The following is an 18,766-nucleotide window of genomic DNA, read 5'->3' as shown; positions in this document are numbered from 1 at the left end:
GGGGCTCCAGACGCCGGCGGTTACTTGGCCGCCGGCGTCTGGAGCTGCGCCGGGGTGAGTTTCATCCAGGGCGAGTCCGGGGCGCCGTCGAGGGCAGCCTGCGGGCTGTTGGACTGCGTCCACCACTTGGACTCGAAGGCGTGGCCGTCGAACAGGATCCGGGAGCCGCGCTGGTAGACCATGGTGGGGGACCAGTCCGGGTAGGTGCCGGCCGGGATGGTGGCCTGGGGGCTGGGCCGGTCCCCCGGCAGTACCGGGCCGATCAGCTTCCAGGGAACGGTGGCACCCTGAGCCACGGGATTGTCCGGACTGTCGCCCTGCGTCCACCATTTTGCCTCGTAGACGTTGTTGTGCCACACCGTCCGGTCACCGGCGACGTAGCGGGCCGACTCCTTCCACACCGGATAGGGGCTGGTGGCCGGATCGTCCGTTGCAGTGGGGCTGGCAGAGGCGGCCGCGGCCGGAGCCTTGGCTGCCGTCGTCGGGACGACGTCGGCGCCCAGGACCGTCGAGAAGAGGGCATCGCCCTGCTGTACGCCGCTGCAGCTGTCCGAGACCTTGGCGACGTCCGGGTAGTTGCTTCCGCAGGTCCGGTCCCGGTTGAGGGACCACATGGAGACCCGGCCTACGCCCTTGGACTTGGCATATCCGTTCAGCGAGGCAGCGTCGTCGAGCGTGAATATTTCGCCGGCAATGTCGTTCTGCCCGATCATCGGGGTGATGCCCAGTTTGCGCCAGGCGGTGTCGGACCCGAGGTCCGCACCGTTCTCACGGTAGATCGATTGCAGCTGCGTGTGCGCCGCATCGGCTGCCGAGGCAGAGGCCTGGTACATGGTTTGGGCGGCCGGTTTGCTGCCGCCAAAGTCCATCGTCATGATGTTCACGCCGGCCAGTTCGACGCCGGAGCGCAGCGTTCGCAGGACCAGGTCCCGCCCCGCCTGCGTGAGTCCTGCCGGATCCGCGGGCAGGGTCAGCCACACGTCGAGGCTCTTGCCGCTGTTCTTGCGATCCTGCTGAAGAGCGGCCAGGGCGACGGCTCGCCGGTCGATTGATGCGGTGTCCGCGAGCGCGCTTCCCTCGATGTCAAGGTCGATCGAGCGGAGGTCGTAGCGGTCAACGACCTCACGGTAGGCGTCGGTCAGCTTGGACTGGTCGGTGCAGCCCACGGCCAGCTCGCTGTTGTTGAGGCCGCCGAAGGAGACGGAAACGGTGCCGCCGATCTGGCGCAGCCTGGCGATCCGCCGATCAAGATCCAAAGCAGATTCGGCTTCGGTAAGGCTGTACGCTGCACCCCAGGAAGGCGCGCAGGGTTTCTGGAGGTCGGAAACAATGAAGGACAGGACGGCTCCCTTAGCCTCCGTAGTGCTCGGGGATTCAAAGGCGAATCGCGGCGTGGCGGTCACGTCCACGTAGCCGGAGAAGGCCGACGGGATAGACGACGCCGCACTGGCGTCCTGGAAAGAGCGCAGCCCCAGATACGACCCGCCGGTTAGCGCGAGAAGAACAATTACCAGAATTCCGAGCCGCACCTTGGAGAGGCGGCGCCCGGGAAAGCGGTTCGACACAGATGTACCCCAATACTTGTCAGAGAGCGCTCCAACCCCTCCACGCGGATTCGCGGCCAAATAAATTGCCTTCCGTACACCTGTTGGCGGCGGAGGACAACTTTTTGGGGTCGTGCGCCTAGTATAAGGGCAGACTGCACCCCGGCTGTACGGGGAAGGTCGCCTGCCGTGTGTCCGCTGGGGGTGCACGTGATGTGGATGGGGATATATGTCTGACCTCCTGGTCGCTCCGCGGCCTGAAGACGCTACTGCCGACGACCCGGTAATAAAGAGCCGCAGACGCCAGTGGGGCGCGGAGCGTCGCTCGGAACCACTGGCCATTGTGCATCCGGAACCTTCACGCCGAAAAATTATTCTCGGCCGGGTTGGCGTTGTCGTCACCGTCCTGGCCTGGGCTGCCTATGTGGTGACCACAGTGATCAGGACACTCGTCGATGATCCCACCGCCGGGTTCAGGTTCCGGGCCGAGGCAGTCTCCTACGTCGTCGTCGTCACATTCCTGACTTTTTCCGCCTTGATGTACCTGCTGGCCAGGCAGGGGGCACTCAGCCGGTTCCGGGACCACCGCAGGGTTCCCCGCGGAGAGCTGGACCGCCACTTCGCGGACTACCCGCACGCGGTAACTGTGCTGGTCCCTTCCTACGCCGAAGAACCGCAGGTGGTCCGGGCCACACTGTGGTCCGCAGCGCTGCAGGAATTCCCGGACTTGTCGGTCGTCCTCCTGGTTGACGATCCGCCCTTCCCGACGGACCAGGAAGACCAGCATCGCTTGCAGACAACGCGGGACCTCGCGGCAAGTATCACCGGGACCCTCCAGGAACCGGCCTCACGCCTGAATGCGGCAAGCGACGCCTTCAACCGGCGCATGGGCGAGGGGCGGACCGGCGTTGAACTGCCCGCGCTGATCGAGGAATACGAGTATGCCGCCGGCTGGCTTGAGGCCATGGCGGAGGCCGAGCGCGTCGAAGACCACGTGGACGAATTCTTCGTGGATCTGGTGCTCATGGGCCTGGCCCGCGAGTTGCGGCTGGTCCTGACAGCCCTGTACGCAGCGAAGGCCCAGGGGGCCGAGCCGGAGCAGCCCCGAATGCGCGAGCTATACGCCCGCTTGACCTGGATCTTCAACGCCCGGGTCTCCACCTTTGAACGCAAAAAGTATGCGAGCCTCTCGCACGAAGCGAACAAGGCCATGAACCTCAATTCCTACCTGAGCCTGATGGGGCACCGCTGGCGGCCGGAGCAGACCGCCGACGGCACGGTGCTCCGCCCTGCCGTCGAGCCGTCCGCCGACGACCTCGTCATCGAAGACAGCACCTACGTGCTGACCCTCGACGCCGATTCGCTGCTGCTGAGGGATTACTGCCTCCGTCTGGTCCATTTCCTGGAGTCCCCCGGCAACGAACGGGTGGCGGTCACGCAGACGCCGTATTCATCCTTCCGCGGCGCGCCGACACGGATCGAGCGCGTCGCCGGAGCCACCACGGACCTGCAGCACATCCAGCATCAGGGCATGACCCGGTACGGGGCAACCTTCTGGGTAGGCGCCAACGCCGTGATCCGCAAAATTGCGCTCGATGACATCGTGGAAGTCTCCTCCGAGGGCGGCTTTGAGGTGCGGACCTACATCCAGGACCGGACCGTGATTGAAGATACCGAGTCCAGCGTGGACCTGGGCCGCGAAGGCTGGGACCTGGTCAACTATCCCGAACGGTTGAGCTACAGCGCCACGCCGCCCGACTTCGGCTCCCTGGTGGTGCAACGCCGGCGGTGGGCCAACGGCGGGCTGCTGATCCTGCCCAAGCTGTGGGAAACCATCCGGCAGCGCCGCGGCAGCGAGAAGGCAGTGCGGAAACGCGAAATCATGCTGCGCGTGAACTACATGGCATCCATCACCTGGGCCAGCTTCGGGCTGCTCTTCCTACTGGCCTACCCGTACGACAGCCGGCTCCTCAGCCCGCTGGTGTTCGCGGCCGCACTCCCGTACTTCCTGGCCATGGGCAGCGACCTGCGAGATTCCGGGCACCGCTTCAGCGACATTTTCCGGATCTACGGCTTCAACCTGGTGCTGATGCCGGTAAACCTGGCGGGCGTCGTGAAATCGCTGCAGCAGGCGCTCACCGGGGACAAGATTCCGTTCGCGCGTACCCCGAAGGTCAAGGACCGGACGGCTGCCCCTGCGATATACGTCCTCGCGCCGTATGCGATCGTGGTGTTCTCCCTGTTCACGGTCTGGCGCGATGTGATGCAGCAGAACTGGACCAACGCGGCGTTTGCGGCGTTCAACGCGGTGATGGCGGCTTACGCCGTCCGCGCGTACATCGGGCTGAGGAACTCGATCGTCGACATCTTCCTGGGGGGGCTGAACTGGCTCTACGTCAAACCCAAACAGGCCGCACCGGCGCAGCCGCAGATCATTCCGAAGTCACCGGAAGAAGTCGACTGGGCGTCGATCCTGTATCACGGCGACCGCCGCCTCAACCGTGACCTCCGCGGCGACTCGGACCGTCGCAAGAGGGCCGGTGTGCGTTGACGGCTGGGGCCACGTCTGCGCCCATCCTCGCTGCGAACGGGAAGAACTCCCTGAGTATCCATGGCGGCATCATCGAGTCCGTCTGGATCCCCGGTTCGTTTGTTAGCCTCGATGAGGCCAGGGATGCCATGCGGGCCGCAGAACTGATCTGTCAGGGCAGGCCAATGCCGATGCTCTCCGTCATGACCGATGTGGCGATCAGCGCCGCAGCACGCTACCAGTTCGCTAAATCGGTCGACGTTACCGCCATCGCGGTCCTGGGATCCAGCGCCGTGGACCGCGTCGTGGCTGCGGCCACCAGCCGGGATACCCGCTACCCGCATGAGTTCTTCACCTCACGGGACGACGCGCTCGCCTGGCTGAGCGGTTTCGTCGACGCGCAGCGTGAGCCGGCTGCGCGTCAGCCAGAGGAGCGGGAAGCGGATGTTCTCGCGCGTGGGTCAAGCTAGGAGCAGACGACGCCGGAGAAAGTCCGGCGTCGCCCGCTCCCCGGTCTAGCTGGCGCTCACAGGTAGTTTCTGACGCTCTCGCGGAGCGCCTCGGTGTGCTCGTAGATCTCTTCCAGCGAGCTGATGGGCACCCTGGTTTCCTCCTTGTCGCTCCCGAAGAGGCCGATGCACTTCTGGCTCCTGTTGAAGTGGAGCCGCGCAATCGGCTTGCGGTTATTGTCGTCGAGAAGCACAGCGAAGTAGGACTTGGCGTCGCGCTGGGAAACCCTGGCAGGCTTGACCTCGCTGCAGACGATAGCCCGGACGATCTGATACCCCTCGATTTCCTCCAACGTCGTCACTATGCCGTCTGCTGCTTCAAGATCGGCCTCGGCGACAGGTGCGCTGGTAACCGTAGCCGCCGCGGCGGTCTCGTCGTTCTGGGGGAAGTTCGGTGTCCCAAGAGCCTTTTTCAGACGCTCGTTCACCTGATCGTTGAGGAACTGTTTCGAGGCTTTCGAAACCAGGGCGGTGAACTGGTCTCTAACCTTCTGCGTGTATCCGCCCGGGTACACGCGGCCGGTTAGGAACTTGACCCATTCATCCTCGGGCTCCTTGAACTGTGCAGCGAGCGTCTGCTTGAGTTCGCCGATGTACTTGAGTTCTCCGGCGGCGTTGATGATCGAATCAAGGTCAAAGACGTCCTTTGAGAGCTTCTGCAGCTCCGGGATAAGTGTCTCGTCGATGTCGTTGAAATCGAGTACCAGGAAGGGCTTTGCGTCCATGCGGTTCGGGGCGTCCAGATCCGTGAAGAATTGGCAGACCTCACCATTGGTTAGCATTGCAATCCGCGCGTTGGTGACGGCAAAGTAGCGGAACAGTTGTGAAGCATGTTCGATTTTCACGGGTTCAGTCGACTTCTTGCATTCGATCAGGATCTGAACTTCGCCGTCTTAGACGATTGCGTAGTCGACCTTTTCACCCTTCTTGACCCCCACATCGGCAATGAACTCCGGAACGACTTCCAACGGATTGAAGACGTCGTAACCCAGGATGGTGGAAATGAAAGGCATTACGAACGCGTTCTTCGTTGCCTCCTCGGTTTGAATCACCGCGCGCTGCTGACGCACCTTTGCTGCCAGCGCCGAGAGTTTTCGGCAAAATCCATGCTTCCCTCTTGAAGTTTTGATTGTCCCTACAATCTATCCCGGTGCGCCGACGACGGCAGGTGTCTGAGCCTGCACAAACCCATTGACACCTTTGATCGTCTGGACTATTCTACAACCAAATGGTTGTAGATAAGTTGGGTGACGAGGTAGTGGACCGCCTGTTCCAGGCGTTCGCCGACACCACCCGCCGCGACATCGTGCGGCGGGTGACGGCGGGGGAGTACTCGGTGTCCGGTCTCGCCGCGCTCTACGCCATGAGTTTCGCCGCCGTCCAGAAGCACGTGGCGGTGCTGGAACGCGCATCCCTGGTGACCAAGGAGAAGCGCGGAAGGGAGCAGATTGTGCGGGCCAATCACGACGGACTGCAGAAGGCCCGGCGGCTGCTCGATGAGTACGAGGTCATGTGGCGGCAGCGGAGCGAACGGATCGCGGATCTGCTCGCCGAAACGGGTCCGGCGGCGGCAAACCCCCGACCAGCAGGCAAGATACAAACCACCGAAGTTGAAGAATAGAAAGGGGTCGACATGACAGTCATCAGTTCAGTCAAAAATCTTGAGGCACTGAGCCTGAGCGTCGTCGCGGAATTCGACGCCGGCGTCGAGCGCGTCTGGCAGATCTGGGAGGATCCGCGCCTGCTCGAGCGCTGGTGGGGTCCGCCTACCTGGCCGGCCACCTTCGAGAAGCACGATTTCGTTCCCGGCGGCGGGGCCACCTACTTCATGACTGGCCCCGGCGGGGAGAAGGCCCGCGGCTGGTGGCGGTTTGTCGCCATTGAGGCCCCGCACCGTCTGGAGTTCGACGACGGGTTTTCGGACGACGACGGCGAGCCGGTGGCGGACAAGGGCACCATCCACGGCGTGGTGACGCTGGAACCGATCGGCGACCGCACCCGGATGACCGTGCACTCCACCTTCGAGGCGGAGGAGCAGATGGAAGAGATCGTCGCCATGGGCATGGAAGAGGGCATGAACCAGGCCCTCGGTCAGGTGGATGCGATCCTCGCTGAGCACGCTAACGCCTGACCAGGGGCGAATGGCGGAGGGAACAGCAGGGGGGACGACGGCGGGACATCCCGCCGTCGTCCCCCCGTTGTTCGACCTAGTTATTCACCGCCGCGTACAGATTAAGGCTGGCCGAGAACACGAGCCACGATACGTAGGGAAGCATCAGCACTCCGGCAGCCGTGCTGATCGGTCCGAAGCGCAGGACGGTGACGGTGGCCAGTGCGGCGTGGACTGCGATAAGCAGCATGGCCAGCCACAGGGCGGCGCTGCCCATGATCGGGTACAGGCCGAAGAACGTCAGCGGCCATGACAGGTTAAGCAGCAACAGGCCGCCGTAGACCCTCAACGCAGCCCGGCGCGGAAAGCGCCGCTGCCGCCACACCAGCCACGCCGCAACGGCCATGGCCACGTACAACACCAACCACGCCGAACCGAACATCCACGCCGGCGGGGTCCACGGCGCCTTGTTCGCCATCGCGTACCAGCCGCCTGCGTTGATCCGGATTGGTAGGGAGCCCAGCAGCGAAACCGCCCAGGACACCGCCAGCGCAACGAGAAGGGCCGCGACCTGCCGCCGCGGGCGGGCGCCCGGGGCAGGGGTGCCCGCGGCGCTTGGTTTAACGTTCAAGGGCACTGACATACTGTGGACATGGTGGGCGCTCTAGTCAAGCCGCCACGGCGGACCCGGCCGGGGATAATTGCGAAGGACGTCGACTGCAGTCAGCAGGTGCTGCGGCGGGTCGCTACCGTAGCGGCCCAACCAACTCGCAGCAGGGGCCGTTTTGAGGGCTCAAAACGGCCCCTGCTGCGAGCTACTTGGGTGGGTGGGTCGGCGGGGACGGAATTCGCCCCGGCGGGGAGTTCGCGAAATGATGTCGGCATGGAGCACACTGACCAGCAGCCCTGGGTGAAGAACTACCAGCCGGGCGTCCCGGCCGAGATTGAATTGCCTACCGAGTCGCTTGTCGCGATGCTGGAGCAGTCCGTGACCGAGGCCGGGGGCGCTCCCGCGTTGGAGTTCTTCGGCCGTCGCACCAGCTACACCCAGCTCGGCGAGCAAGTGGACCGGGCCGCCGAGGGACTGCGCCGGCTGGGCGTCCGGACCGGAGACCGGGTGGCCCTGATCCTGCCCAACTGCCCGCAGCACGTCGTCGCCTTCTACGCGGTGCTGCGCTTGGGCGCCGTCGTCGTCGAACACAACCCGCTCTACACCTCCCGCGAACTCCGCCACCAGTTCGAGGACCATCAGGCCCGCGTCGTGATCGTCTGGGACAAAGCCGCGGCCGCCGTCCGTGAGTTCCCGTCCGACATCGAAATCGACCACGTGGTCTCCGTCAACCTGCTCGAGTCCTTCCCCGCATCCAAGCGGCTCGCCCTGTCCCTGCCGGTGAAGAGGCTTCGCGCAACTCGCGCCTCGCTGACCGCACACGCGCCGGGAACCATGCCGTGGAAGGAACTCCTGGGCCACGGCCGGATCGACCACGGCCACCCGCGCCCCTCGGTATACGACCTCGCTGCGATCCAGTACACCTCGGGCACCACCGGCCGGCCCAAGGGCGCGATGCTCACGCACTTCAACCTGTACTCCAATGCCCTGCAGGGCGAAGCCTGGATGGCGGGCGCGGAGTACCGCAAGGAAGTCTTCTACGCGATCCTGCCGATGTTCCACGCCTTCGGCATGACGCTGTACCTGACCTACGGCATCAAGAAGCAGGGGCTGCTGGTCCTCTTCCCCAAGTTCGACCCTGACATGGTGCTGGCTGCGATGAAGAAGTCGCCCGCCACCGTCTACTGCGCGGTCCCGCCGATCTACGAGCGCACCGCCATGGCTGCTAAGGAGAAGGGCATTTCGCTGCGGTCCTGCAAGTACTGCATCTCCGGCGCCATGAACCTGCCCGACCATGTGGTGGAGCTCTGGGAATCGGTCTCCGGCGGCCTGCTGGTGGAGGGCTACGGCATGACCGAATCCTCTCCGGTGGCGCTCGGCAACCCCTTCCACCCCAGCCGCCGCAACGGCACGATCGGAGTGCCTTTCCCGTCAACCCTGATGAGGGTCATCGACGTCGACGACCCGTCCGTAGAGGTGCCGCAGGGCCAGCCGGGCGAGCTGTTGCTCAAGGGCCCGCAGGTATTCCAGGGGTACTGGAACAACCCCGAAGAAACCGCGAAAACCCTCACCCAGGATGGCTGGCTGCGCACCGGCGACGTCGTAACCGTGGACCAGGACGGCTTCACCACAGTGGTGGACCGGGCCAAGGAACTGATCATCACCGGAGGCTTCAACGTCTCTCCCACCGAGGTGGAGGCCGTGCTTCGCCTGCACCCGGATGTCAGGGAGGCCGCTGTGGTGGGCAAGCCGCTGGGGCGCGGCGGCGAAATGGTGGTCGCCGCCGTCGAACTGGAACCCGGCGTCGAGCTGGACGAGGACGCGCTGCGCGCTTACTGCCGCGAGCACCTCGCCGGCTACAAGGTTCCCCGCCGGATTGTCCCGATCGAGGACCTGCCCCGCTCCATGCTTGGCAAGATCCTCCGCAAGCAGGTCCGCGACCAGCTCCTGCCGGAGCTGTAGGGACAGGGCCGGACCCCTAGGCGTCCGTGACGGATTTTTTCAGCTGGGTTGAGAAATACTCGTCCAGGCCGATGGGCCGGACGCCGGCGTAGCGGCTGTTCTGTACAGCTGCGAACGGTGGCGTGGTCAGCATCGACAACAGGTACCACTCCCGGACTGCGGCCCACGGGTTGGCCTGGCCTGCCGTTGCATCCCGCAGGTCCTGGATGGTGCCGAGCGACCGCCGGGCAAGCGGGGTGCCCGTGACACGCTCGGCGGCGTCGGCGACACCATTGAAGGTTGTCCGTTCCCCGGAGATCGCGTAGACCCCTGCCGGGGCGGAGAAGTCGACCGCCAGCCGGGCCGTGAAGCGTGCCACGTCCTCGACGGTGGTCAGATCAAACGGTTCGTCGCCGGTACCGAAGTATTGGGCTGTGCCCTTCTGCAGGTCCACGACGTCGGCCGTGTCCGGATCAAGCATCATGTCCATGAACGCACCGTTCAGGACGCGCACGACGTCGATTCCGGTCGCCTCGATGGCCTCGCCGGCCCGTCGGCGCATGTCAAACATCGGAGCTCCGTCGGGGGCCTTGAAAATGTCGAGGGCGAAATCGGACGGGACGAAGCGGCGGGCCCCGTTGGCGGCCGCGGCTCGGGCCAGGGCGAACTGCCCGTCGATCATGACGTCCGCACCGCCCTGCACGGCGGAGACGACGACGTCGACGCCCCTGGTTGCCGCTGTGAGACTCGCGGGGTCCTGCAGGTCGCCCTCGGCCACGGTTGCTCCGAGCGCCACCAGCCCGGCGACTGTCGCGGCCTTCTCCGGCTTGTCGAGTGCGCCCGCGCGAACGAGGAGCCGCAGCTGCACGGTCGGGTCGGCGAGGAGGTAGCGGGCGATCCTGGCGCCGAGGGTGCCCGTTCCGCCGGCAATCAGCACAGTTGTCATCAGTCGCTCCGTCTCCAGCCCTGCCCTTCCGCGCCGGTTCGGGGAAAGGTCAGGATCCCACCCTACGGCGCGGGCGCGTGGCGTCGGCTTTACGTCCGGTGCCCGGTCATGTTGGATTGTCGGAGCGCCTTCCCGACCGGAACGTACGCCGCACCGTGCCGCCGACGCACACAGGAGAACGCATGCAGACACCGCCGGAGCTCATCGAATTCACCACCGGCGCGCCCCGTCCGGGTGAACTCGGCGTCTCCTGGATCCACGGATCCGAGTCCGCAAAACACAACACGGACCCGGACATCCAGGTCCACGGCTACGACGAGCACACGTTCATCCTGCGCCAGAACATGGCGGTCAACTACGAGGCGCCGTTCATGTTCCTGCTGTTCGGCAACACCCGGGCCGTGCTGATCGACACCGGTGCCACCGATTCCGCGGACTTCTTCCCGCTGCGCCGCGTCGTCGACGGACTAGTGGACGCCTGGGTTGCCGCGCATCCTCGTGACGGCTATGGGCTGCTGGTCCTGCACACCCATCCGCACGGCGACCACGTCGCCGGGGACGCCCAGTTCGCCGGCCGGCCAGGCACCCTGCTGGTAGACGCGGAGCGGGACAGTGCGTGGGAGTTCTTCGGATTTACCGATGACGGCGGCGCCACCGACGGCGCCACCGGCCGCGCCGACCAGCGGGCGCGAGTGGACCTCGGCGGCCGCGTCCTGGAATGCTGGCCCGGCCCGGGGCACCACAGCGCCGCCGTCACCTACTACGATCCCGCCACCGGCATCCTGCTCACCGGGGACACCGTCTACCCCGGCCGGCTTTACGTTCAAGACTGGCAGGCCTTCGTCCGCACCATCGAACTGCTCATCAGGTTCTGCGTCACACACCCCGTCAGCCATGTCCTCGGCTGCCACGTCGAGATGTCTCGGAAGCCCGGCGTCGACTACCCGATCCACAGCACCTACCAGCCGGACGAACCGCCGCTGCAGATGACCGTGGAGCAGCTCGGGGATATCCGCCGGGCCATCGATGTGGTGGCGGGACGTACTGGCCGGCATGTGTTCCGCGGCTTCATCCTCTGCGTCGAAGAGGCCTGAGAGCCCGCGAGATGGCATTTCGCGGCAATGTCATGGCAAAACACTGCCAGAATGCTGTGTTTATCGAAGGTCCCCAGTCTTGCACGGGAGGGTAAATACCGCGGTCCGCGCGTGTTAAATTCGGGTCTCGACGAGTCCGCATCTTTTCCCGCCGACGGGTTGCTGCGCATACTGGATGGCAGATGCGGGATTCCGGCAGCGGAAAGGTGGTGGCGGATGAGCAGCGGGGGAGGTTCGGCGTTCCGACGTCGGGCGGAACGGGCGGCCGAGCTGCGCTCCATCCGGGCCAGCGGCAGCACGGTCCAAGAGAATGACCAGCTCAGCGCCGCCGAGGAGGAAGTCCGGCAAAAGCGCTCCAAGGTGGATGACGCCGCCAAGGCCGAATACCTGATCCGCGACGCCATGGCCCACGGGAAATTCGACAACCTGAAGTACGCCGGCAAGCCCATCCCAGGGCTGGGCGACGCTTACGACCCGGACTGGTGGGTGAAGGGACTGCTCCAGCGCGAGAACATCACCGGTCTGGGCCCGACGGCCATCCTGCTCCGTACCGAAGACGCCGAACTTGATGCCCGGCTGGATGCGCAGTTCTCGGAGCAGCAGGTGCGTGACATCCTGGCCGACTTCAATGCCCGCGTGATCGACGCCCGGCGGCAGCTCCAGGGCGGACCGCCGGTCATTACCAAGACCCGTGACACCGACATCGAAACGGCACGCTGGCGCGAACGCCGGTCAGCGAGGGCGCCCGCACCGGTCCCGCCCTCACCGGAGTCAAAACCTTCCTGGTGGCGGCTGCTGTGCGGGCGTGCCTGAACCGGCCGCGCTACTCGGCGGCCGGCCGCTTTCGTTGCTGTTTGGTCGCCGCCCGCTGTTCCTTGGCGACGCGGTGCCGGCGGTTCGAGCCCCTGGTGGGTTTGGTCGTCCGGCGGCGGGCAGCTTCGGGAGCAAGACCCTCTGCCACGAGCTCGGAGAGCTTGGCCAGGGCGATCTCGCGGTTTCGCAGCTGGGAGCGCTGCTCGGAAGCGGTCACGGTGATCACCCCGGCGGTGAGGCGTCGTCCGAGCCGCGTGACGAGTACCAGCCGCTGGCCCTCAGACAGGGCCGCCGAGCCCTCGACGTTCCAGGAGAGCTCGACGCGGCTGTCCGTGGTGTTGACGTGCTGACCGCCAGGCCCGGATGACCGGGAGAACCGCCAGCCCAATTCCGACGAGGGGATCGTTAGCGCGGGCGACACCTCGAGATCCATGATTCAAGCGTCGCACGATATTTGGTCGGTGGGGCCGCAAAATGCTGTGGCCCCGCGTCCGCGAGCGGCGTTGCCTGCAGGAAGCGCCGACCCGCGGCGGACAGCACCAGTAGGAAGGTGCCCACTGGGCGCGTAGATCCGGCGCTCAGATGGTGCGGGGAGCCTTGGCGAGGTTCTCCCGTAGTTCGGCCGCGCTCTGGTGCGCAACGTAGGCGGGGCGGTCCCGTTCCGCGCGCCAGCTCTCGGAGAGCGGGCCGATGTTGACGGTGTCGAAGCCGAACGCGTCATAGAGCGTGGTGACCAGCTCAGCCGCCTCCGGGAAATCGCTTGCGGTGGCGAGCGCGCGGCGGTTCTCGGTGCCGGCCGGGGTGCCGTCGGTGGTGATCTGGCTATACATGATGTGGTTGAAGCCCTTGGCAACCATGGATTTTGGCAGCTGCTCCTGCAGCAACCCCGAGGTGGTGGCCTCGCCGTTGTCCAGCGCCGGGATCCGCCCGTCGCGCTCCCAGTAGTAGTTGTTCGTGTCGATCACGATCTTCCCCGCCAGCGGCCGGGCCGGGAGGTCCGCGATGCTTTTCAACGGGACGGTGACGACGGCGAAATCGCCGGCCGCTGCAGCCTCCGCTGCGGTTGCCGCGCGTGCGTGCGGGCCCAACTCGGCGACCAGTTCCGTCAACGTTTCCGGCCCCCTTGAGTTGCTGATCACGACGTCGTAGCCAACCTGGACCGCCTTCCGGGCCACTTGACTGCCAATGTGTCCTGCACCGATGATTCCGATTGTTGTCATACCGGTCCCAACAGCTTGCCGGCCGAGGATATTTCGGGGCCGGCGGCGCTGCCGAGTCAGGGGCGGAGCCAGCCCTGCTCGAAGTCCGGGTGGTCGAAATAGGGCAGCGCCAGAGCCTGCAGCGAGCGTTCCATCCAGTCCAGCGACCGCGGCGCCCAGTGCGACTCCTGGAGGGAGTCGCTGACCATAGCGGTCAGCGCGGACTGCCGGGCCGCTTCGACGACGCCGATCAGCCTCCGCTTGGCCTCGCATTCGAGCAATAGCCGCTGTTCGTACCATTCGCCCGACTTGGAGACGGTCCGGCTGCTGAGCAGCGTCCGGGCCGCGGCCTCGTCCTCGGAAATGCGTTCGGACAGGAACTCAACAATGTCCACAAACCGAGGGTACGCGCGGCCGCCGGCCGTGGCATCACCCCAGCAGGTCGTCCTCATAGCACCAGCGCCAGTCTTCGCCAGGCTCGATGCTCCGCATGACCGGGTGGCCGGCGGCAGCAAAGTGCCGGGAGGCATGCGTTCCCGGCGACGAATCGCAGCAGCCCACAGTCCCGCACGCCAGGCACATCCTCAGGTGGACCGGCGTCGTGCCTTCCCGGCGGCAGTCCGCACAGAAGGGTTCGCGCGGGACCTCCTGGTCCGCTGCGGACTCGAGATGGCCACACACCCCGCCGGGCCGCGCGATCCCTTCCCCGCCGCCTTCGCCGGGACTGTCCAGCTCTTCCAGCGTGATGTCGAGCATGGATTCCTCCACGTCCAGCCGGTCCAGGACCTCGCTGAGGACCTCGTGGGCGTACTGGCCGCCACGGCGCAACTCCAGCACCTTGGCACGTTCTGCGTCCAGCATGGCCAGCCGGAGCTGGGCGTAGCGTTGGCTGGGGGTGCTGGCCTCCGCCGTAGGCCGGCCGAGCCGTTCCCAGGCGGCCAGCCCGCGCTCCTGGGTGCGCCGCTTGAGCATCGCCACGACCTCCGGCGGGTCGTTGTCGGTGCGCAGTTCCTGCAGCCGCTGCACCCCTGCGGTGGTGGCCAACTGCATCAGGGAGGCCTGGTTCAGGGCATCCTCGCGTTGGTCCGGGCCCTGTAACCGGGTCAGCCGGACCAGCGCGGGCAAGCTGAAACCTTGCAGCGTCAGGGTCCCGGCGACCACCACCATTGCGGCCAGGATTAGCACCGGCCGGTGTTCGAGTCCCGCGGGCAGCACCAGCACGGCCGCGAGGGTCACCACCCCTCGCATCCCCGCCCAGGAAACGATGGCGGCGACTTGCCACGGCGGTGCAGGGTCGTCCCGCCGCACGGCCGGGATCAGTCGGGGCAGATACGTTGCCGGGAACACCCACACCGGCCGCAGCAGCAGCACCGCCAGTAGGATGACCGCGCAGCCGGCCCAGATCCGGCCGGCGCCAAGCGAGTCGTCCTGGACGCCTTCGATGATGGTCCGGACCTGGAGCCCGATCAACAGGAACACGGAGTTCTCCAACAGGAACTGCACAGTGTTCCAGTTGCTGCGCTGACTCAGCCGGGCGGCGCCATTGGGCATGGACGGCGCCTTGGTGCCCATCACCAGCCCGGCGACGACGACGGCGAGGACACCCGAGGCGTGGATCGCCTCGGCGGGAAGGTAGGCGACGAACGGGGCCATCAACGACGTCGAGGTGTTGATCGCGACGTTCCGGATCCGTTTGCGGAGCTCGGTCAGCACGTAGGCCGCGGCCAGGCCCGCGACCAGGCCGCCGCCGGCTGCGAGCAAGAAGCCGCCGGCGATTCCGGCCGCGGACACGGTACCGGCCAGCGCGGTGATGGCGGCCCGGAGGCAGACCAGCGCGGTGGCATCGTTGACCAGGGACTCGCCCTCGAGGATGGTGACGATCCGGCGGGGCATGCCTACTTTTCGGGCGATGGCTGTCGTGGCCACGGCGTCCGGCGGGGCCACGACGGCGCCGAGGGCGATCGCGGCGGCCAGCGGGATTTCCGGAAAAAGCCACCAGACCACGAAGCCCACCGCGAGGGTTCCGAAGATAACGTAGCCCACCGAGAGCAGCGAGATGGCCCGCTTGTTGGAGCGGAAGTCAAAGAGCGAGGTCCGGAGCGCGGCGGCGTAAAGCAACGGCGGCAGCAGCCCGACCAAGACCAGCTCCGGGTTCAAATCCACGGGCGGGACAAAAGGGAGGAAGGATCCCGCGACGCCGGCCAGTACCAGGAGCAGGGGGACGGAAACGTTGAGTTTCCGGCCGACTGCGCTGACGGCACAAACAGCGGCCACGAGAACCAGCAATCCGAGTGCAAGCTCCATGCCGCCATTCTCTCAGGCCTGCGTCCCCGGCGCGGTCCTTGTGGCGGCCAACGGTGGGCGTCGGCGGGACGCCGTCGGGCTCTGCCCGGGCCGGCCGGCTGGGCCTGCCGCTGTTCGTCGCGCTACTGGCCGGGCCCGCATGGTTCCGGAATCACCAGCCGAGCCAGGGCGGTTGGGATGACGCTGAACCAGCACAGCGCTGCGAAAAGGGCGCCGCTAAGAAGCCCGCCGATTCCAGCCGTCAGGGCCGTCGCTGCTGCGCTGTCTGCCGTAACCCCAAGACAATTCCCTATGCCCGCCAGCCTGGTTCAGTCCGCGAAGCAGGGAGGGCGCAGGCGGAAGGTCCAGCCGCCGTCGTTGTCCTGTCTGGAGCCCGGTGGATCAGGAGTGGCCGGTATGAACTCTGCCGCTTCCCCAAGAGGCGGTGTTGCCCGGCCCGAGGAGGCGTAGTTCCAATCCGCCTCGGCGGCCGCGATGACGTCAGTCCGCTCCTGCGGAACATGAATGACCTGGCGGCGAACGAGTCCGTTACCAAGGCCGGTCAGGCGGCCCGAAGTTGCCGTTCACGGGCGCGCCTTTCTTCGGGTGGCTGCGGGCGGGTCTAGAACCTCATGATCTCGGTCAGGAACCCGTAGTACTTGGAGCCCACGGGGCGGAGCGGATCGCCGGTGTAGCCGAAGCCCGGGTGCCGCTGGTTGTACGATTCGGTCAGATCGAGGAACTGCTGACTAATGTCGGCGCCCGAACCGTCGCAGGCCCCGTCACTGATGCACAAGGACAGGGCGCCGGCTACCGCAGGACTGGCGAAGCTGGTGCCGTGGTTGACGCCGTAGCGTCCGCCTGGGGCCGTGGACAGGACGCACACGCCCGGTGCCGCGATCGTGTGCCGCTGGTCTTTGATGGTCACGGCATAGTTCGAGAAGAACGCCGGCTGGTCGTCACGCTGGCCCAGAACGCTCCAGTCGTCATGGACGCAAATGCTGGGAGCCAGTCCGCCCGGGCGCCCGTCGAAGTCCGCCATGGCTGTAGCCGCGATGACCTCGTGGTAGGCCGCGGGCACGGTCCCGGCGAGGTCCGACGCAGCGTTTCCGGCAGCGACTGTGTACGCCACTCCGGCCCGGACCGAGCGGCAGATGGCGTAGTGCATCGGGTCTGTGCCCTTGCCGCAATTCGCTGTGTCGGAGCCGGGCCCGGCGATGCTGATGTTGGCGACATCGATCGCGTTGGTCTTGTCGGTGCCCCGGCGGGTCGAGGTCACCCAGTCAATGGCGCAAATCAGGCTCGCCTCGGTGATGTTACCGGCGTCCGACACCACCCGCACCGACCAGAGCGGGGTGCCCGGCGCCGTGCCGACGATGCCGGAGGCGTTGTTGCGTGCTCCGATGACGCCCGCCACCGCGGTCCCGTGGCCCAGGACGTCAACGGGAGTCACTTTCACCGGTGCGCCGGAGGTGCAATCGATGCCGCCGCGGACATTCAGGTCCGGGTGACTGGCATCAATGCCGCTGTCGATTACCGCCACATTGACGCCGGTATCGCCGTCGCTGGTCCGTTGGTTGGCGCCGGCCCTCGCCTTAGCAATATCGCCACCGATCCGCAACCACCAGAACGGCGCTATCTCGGTGTTGGGTGCCGTGGGTTCCTGGGGCTTGTCGAAGTGCCGGCCGAGCGTGACGAAGTCGACGCTCGGGTCGGCGGCCAGGCTGTTGGCCTGTGCGGCCGTCATGGTGCCGGAGTAGCCACTCACCGCGTCCCGGTAGACCGTGGGCGCAGTGAAGCCGAACTTTCCCTGCTGTGCGGCGGCGATGGCCCCCGCGTCGCCGGCGCCGTCCTTGAGGACCACGATGTAACTCTGTCCCGGGTCGGCGGCGGCCGGTGCGGCGGCGGCTGTCCCGCCGCCCGCGGCGAGCGCGACGGCGGCGAGGGCGGCCAGATAGTGCCGGGGCCGCGTGCTGTCCGGCGGGGGAGCGGCGGCGCCTCGCCTTGACTGGCGCCAGACTGCGGCCACGAACGGGTTCTGCACTTGCGGGAAATGTCTGCGGACAGTGATGAACATCGTGGCCTCCATTAAGCGTTGTCGCTTTCGAGCGCCCCCGTCCATATGGTAGGCCTGTGGCGCTTAAAAATCAGGAGGCAATCGCTACTTGCCGCCAATCAGCGCCGGTGTGCCGGGCGTGCTTCCGGCGCCGCAGGCTCAGCCGTTGTAACCCTCCACCTGGGTGACGGGACGCGCCGCCGCGTCGTCCGGGTTTTCGCCGTATTGCTTCTTGGCCCGGCGCTGCCTAAGCAGATCCCAGCACTGGTCGAGGCCTTGTTCGAGCTGACTGAGCCTGAGCCGGTCGGGGACATGATCATGGTCGGGACTTGCGGATTCGGCCCGTTCGCGGAGCTCTCGTTCCTCGTCTACCAGGGATGTGATGCGCTGAAGGATGTCCCGTTCGTCCATGGTGTCCTACTTCCTGCGGTCCTGAATCTGTGGATACCCGCCAGCGTAATCACGGTCCGTGGCCGTGGCCAGAGGGTGCCCAGTGGGCGGACTGCCGCTTAGCGTCCGCCCACTGGGCCGGTGTGCTAAGCGGCCCGGCGCCGCAGGGTCAGCCGCAGCGCCAGAAGAAGGCCGCCGCTGAACAACAGGGCGATAGCGGCAAGGTAGGCCCCGCTTTTCGCCCCGGTCATCGCAAGCTGGCCCGCGCCCGGCGCCCGAGTCTTCAACTCCGTGACTACACCAGCAGGCTTCACAGCTGCGTCAGCCGAGGCGAAGCCCGCGGTCTGGACGGTGCCTTGCGTGCCGACCTCGGTGCCGCTCACGCCCGGTGTGCCGGATGCGTCCGGGGTACCCGAAGCCGGGGCGCCGGGGGCTTCCGAGGTACCGGGTGCGTCCGGGGTACTCGAAGCCGGAGCACCGGGTGCATCCGGAGTGCCCGCTTCCTCTGTTCCGGCCACTGCCGGAGTCCCCGTGGTGGCGGTGGAGTCGCCGAGCAGTCCTAGTGAGGTCGCGCCGAGTGTTACCGGTGCGGTGACCGGGGCGATGACCTGGGTGCCGGAGGCGATGCCGTCGTTCCCGCTGGTGGTGGTCCCGGCGGCGGCGGGGGCCGGAGCCTTGGTACCGCCGGTGGCTCCGGCGGGGGTCCCGTTGGTGGTGGCGGTGGAGTCGCCGAGCAGTCCT

Annotated in this window: 16 protein-coding genes and 2 pseudogenes; 7 read left to right on the top strand and 11 right to left on the bottom strand. The window is 66.4% G+C overall.

All coding sequences use genetic code 11. The annotated features are described in order from the left end of the window. Nucleotides 1-20: 20 nt before the first annotated feature. Complete coding sequence (locus ABIB14_RS17345; protein WP_354237154.1) at nt 21-1,565, bottom strand: chitinase; 1,545 nt, start codon at nt 1,563-1,565, stop codon at nt 21-23. A gap of 208 nt (nt 1,566-1,773) precedes the next feature. On the opposite strand from ABIB14_RS17345, the gene ABIB14_RS17340 reads away from it, so the two are divergent. Next, nucleotides 1,774-4,095: a glycosyltransferase family 2 protein gene (locus tag ABIB14_RS17340; RefSeq protein ID WP_354237153.1), complete on the top strand. Its 2,322-nt coding sequence runs from the start codon at nt 1,774-1,776 to the stop codon at nt 4,093-4,095. Continuing rightward, nucleotides 4,092-4,544, top strand: a complete 453-nt coding sequence (locus tag ABIB14_RS17335; RefSeq protein WP_354237152.1) for a DUF7793 family protein — start codon at nt 4,092-4,094, stop codon at nt 4,542-4,544. Before ABIB14_RS17340 ends, ABIB14_RS17335 begins: the two co-directional genes overlap by 4 nt. Nucleotides 4,545-4,600: 56 nt before the next feature. Here the strand turns inward: ABIB14_RS17335 and ABIB14_RS17330 are convergent. Continuing rightward, nucleotides 4,601-5,713: pseudogene (locus ABIB14_RS17330) on the bottom strand (type I restriction endonuclease). Between the two features lie 98 nt (nt 5,714-5,811). On the opposite strand from ABIB14_RS17330, the gene ABIB14_RS17325 reads away from it, so the two are divergent. After that, nucleotides 5,812-6,204 (top strand): ArsR/SmtB family transcription factor, encoded by a 393-nt coding sequence (locus tag ABIB14_RS17325; protein WP_354237151.1) that lies wholly within the window; start codon nt 5,812-5,814, stop codon nt 6,202-6,204. A 12-nt stretch (nt 6,205-6,216) separates the two neighbouring features. After that, the gene (locus ABIB14_RS17320; protein WP_354237150.1) at nt 6,217-6,714 is read left to right on the top strand and encodes an SRPBCC family protein; all 498 of its coding nucleotides are present in this window, start codon (nt 6,217-6,219) and stop codon (nt 6,712-6,714) included. A 76-nt stretch (nt 6,715-6,790) separates the two neighbouring features. On the opposite strand, the gene ABIB14_RS17315 is transcribed toward ABIB14_RS17320, so the two are convergent. Continuing rightward, the gene (locus ABIB14_RS17315) at nt 6,791-7,336 is read right to left on the bottom strand and encodes a TspO/MBR family protein (RefSeq protein WP_502909694.1); all 546 of its coding nucleotides are present in this window, start codon (nt 7,334-7,336) and stop codon (nt 6,791-6,793) included. A 240-nt stretch (nt 7,337-7,576) separates the two neighbouring features. Between ABIB14_RS17315 and ABIB14_RS17310 the strand changes: the two genes are divergently transcribed. Further along, nucleotides 7,577-9,265 carry a long-chain-fatty-acid--CoA ligase gene (locus ABIB14_RS17310; RefSeq protein WP_354237148.1) on the top strand — a complete coding sequence of 563 codons (1,689 nt, stop codon included), beginning with the start codon at nt 7,577-7,579 and terminating at the stop codon, nt 9,263-9,265. A gap of 16 nt (nt 9,266-9,281) precedes the next feature. On the opposite strand, the gene ABIB14_RS17305 is transcribed toward ABIB14_RS17310, so the two are convergent. Continuing rightward, nucleotides 9,282-10,190, bottom strand: coding sequence for an NmrA family NAD(P)-binding protein (locus ABIB14_RS17305; protein ID WP_354237147.1), 909 nt, complete (start codon nt 10,188-10,190; stop codon nt 9,282-9,284). Nucleotides 10,191-10,372: 182 nt separating this feature from the next. Here ABIB14_RS17305 and ABIB14_RS17300 point away from each other — a divergent pair, with 182 nt between their 5' ends. Next, entirely contained in the window at nt 10,373-11,284 is a 912-nt protein-coding gene (locus ABIB14_RS17300) for an MBL fold metallo-hydrolase (protein ID WP_354237146.1), read from the top strand. A gap of 216 nt (nt 11,285-11,500) precedes the next feature. After that, nucleotides 11,501-12,097, top strand: a complete 597-nt coding sequence (locus tag ABIB14_RS17295) for a DnaJ family domain-containing protein (protein WP_354237145.1) — start codon at nt 11,501-11,503, stop codon at nt 12,095-12,097. 10 nt (nt 12,098-12,107) lie between these two features. Here the strand turns inward: ABIB14_RS17295 and arfB are convergent, their stop codons facing one another. From arfB to ABIB14_RS17260, 7 genes and pseudogenes are all read right to left on the bottom strand, one after another. Next, a complete protein-coding gene (gene arfB, locus ABIB14_RS17290; protein ID WP_354237144.1) occupies nt 12,108-12,530 on the bottom strand; it encodes an alternative ribosome rescue aminoacyl-tRNA hydrolase ArfB in 423 nt (140 codons plus the stop codon). 145 nt (nt 12,531-12,675) lie between these two features. Then, nucleotides 12,676-13,317: an NADPH-dependent F420 reductase gene (locus ABIB14_RS17285; protein ID WP_354237143.1), complete on the bottom strand. Its 642-nt coding sequence runs from the start codon at nt 13,315-13,317 to the stop codon at nt 12,676-12,678. 56 nt (nt 13,318-13,373) lie between these two features. Next, nucleotides 13,374-13,691: a DUF6221 family protein gene (locus ABIB14_RS17280; protein WP_354237142.1), complete on the bottom strand. Its 318-nt coding sequence runs from the start codon at nt 13,689-13,691 to the stop codon at nt 13,374-13,376. Between the two features lie 34 nt (nt 13,692-13,725). Beyond that, entirely contained in the window at nt 13,726-15,600 is a 1,875-nt protein-coding gene (locus ABIB14_RS17275) for a Na+/H+ antiporter (protein ID WP_354237141.1), read from the bottom strand. Between the two features lie 601 nt (nt 15,601-16,201). Beyond that, the gene (locus tag ABIB14_RS17270) at nt 16,202-17,656 is read right to left on the bottom strand and encodes a S8 family peptidase (protein WP_354237140.1); all 1,455 of its coding nucleotides are present in this window, start codon (nt 17,654-17,656) and stop codon (nt 16,202-16,204) included. Between the two features lie 138 nt (nt 17,657-17,794). Continuing rightward, nucleotides 17,795-18,046, bottom strand: coding sequence for a DUF2630 family protein (locus tag ABIB14_RS17265; protein ID WP_354237139.1), 252 nt, complete (start codon nt 18,044-18,046; stop codon nt 17,795-17,797). A gap of 125 nt (nt 18,047-18,171) precedes the next feature. Next, nucleotides 18,172-18,766 (bottom strand): annotated as a pseudogene (locus ABIB14_RS17260) (hypothetical protein); the annotation flags it as partial.

The organism is Arthrobacter sp. UYEF3, assembly GCF_040546245.1.
Lineage (GTDB): Bacteria > Actinomycetota > Actinomycetes > Actinomycetales > Micrococcaceae > Arthrobacter.
The sequence above is the reverse complement of the archived record's forward strand: the minus strand, read 5'-3'. Positions and strand labels throughout refer to the sequence as shown.

What these genes read in the sequence shown, in the direction of transcription:
- ABIB14_RS17340 (WP_354237153.1), top strand. Translation starts at nt 1,774, where the DNA reads ATGTCTGACCTCCTGGTCGCTCCGCGGCCTGAAGACGCTACTGCCGAC.
- ABIB14_RS17325 (WP_354237151.1), top strand. Translation starts at nt 5,812, where the DNA reads ATGGTTGTAGATAAGTTGGGTGACGAGGTAGTGGACCGCCTGTTCCAG.
- ABIB14_RS17320 (WP_354237150.1), top strand. Translation starts at nt 6,217, where the DNA reads ATGACAGTCATCAGTTCAGTCAAAAATCTTGAGGCACTGAGCCTGAGC.
- ABIB14_RS17315 (WP_502909694.1), bottom strand. Translation starts at nt 7,336, where the DNA reads ATGTCAGTGCCCTTGAACGTTAAACCAAGCGCCGCGGGCACCCCTGCC.
- ABIB14_RS17310 (WP_354237148.1), top strand. Translation starts at nt 7,577, where the DNA reads ATGGAGCACACTGACCAGCAGCCCTGGGTGAAGAACTACCAGCCGGGC.
- ABIB14_RS17305 (WP_354237147.1), bottom strand. Translation starts at nt 10,190, where the DNA reads ATGACAACTGTGCTGATTGCCGGCGGAACGGGCACCCTCGGCGCCAGG.
- ABIB14_RS17300 (WP_354237146.1), top strand. Translation starts at nt 10,373, where the DNA reads ATGCAGACACCGCCGGAGCTCATCGAATTCACCACCGGCGCGCCCCGT.
- ABIB14_RS17295 (WP_354237145.1), top strand. Translation starts at nt 11,501, where the DNA reads ATGAGCAGCGGGGGAGGTTCGGCGTTCCGACGTCGGGCGGAACGGGCG.
- arfB (WP_354237144.1), bottom strand. Translation starts at nt 12,530, where the DNA reads ATGGATCTCGAGGTGTCGCCCGCGCTAACGATCCCCTCGTCGGAATTG.
- ABIB14_RS17285 (WP_354237143.1), bottom strand. Translation starts at nt 13,317, where the DNA reads ATGACAACAATCGGAATCATCGGTGCAGGACACATTGGCAGTCAAGTG.
- ABIB14_RS17275 (WP_354237141.1), bottom strand. Translation starts at nt 15,600, where the DNA reads ATGGAGCTTGCACTCGGATTGCTGGTTCTCGTGGCCGCTGTTTGTGCC.
- ABIB14_RS17270 (WP_354237140.1), bottom strand. Translation starts at nt 17,656, where the DNA reads ATGTTCATCACTGTCCGCAGACATTTCCCGCAAGTGCAGAACCCGTTC.
- ABIB14_RS17265 (WP_354237139.1), bottom strand. Translation starts at nt 18,046, where the DNA reads ATGGACGAACGGGACATCCTTCAGCGCATCACATCCCTGGTAGACGAG.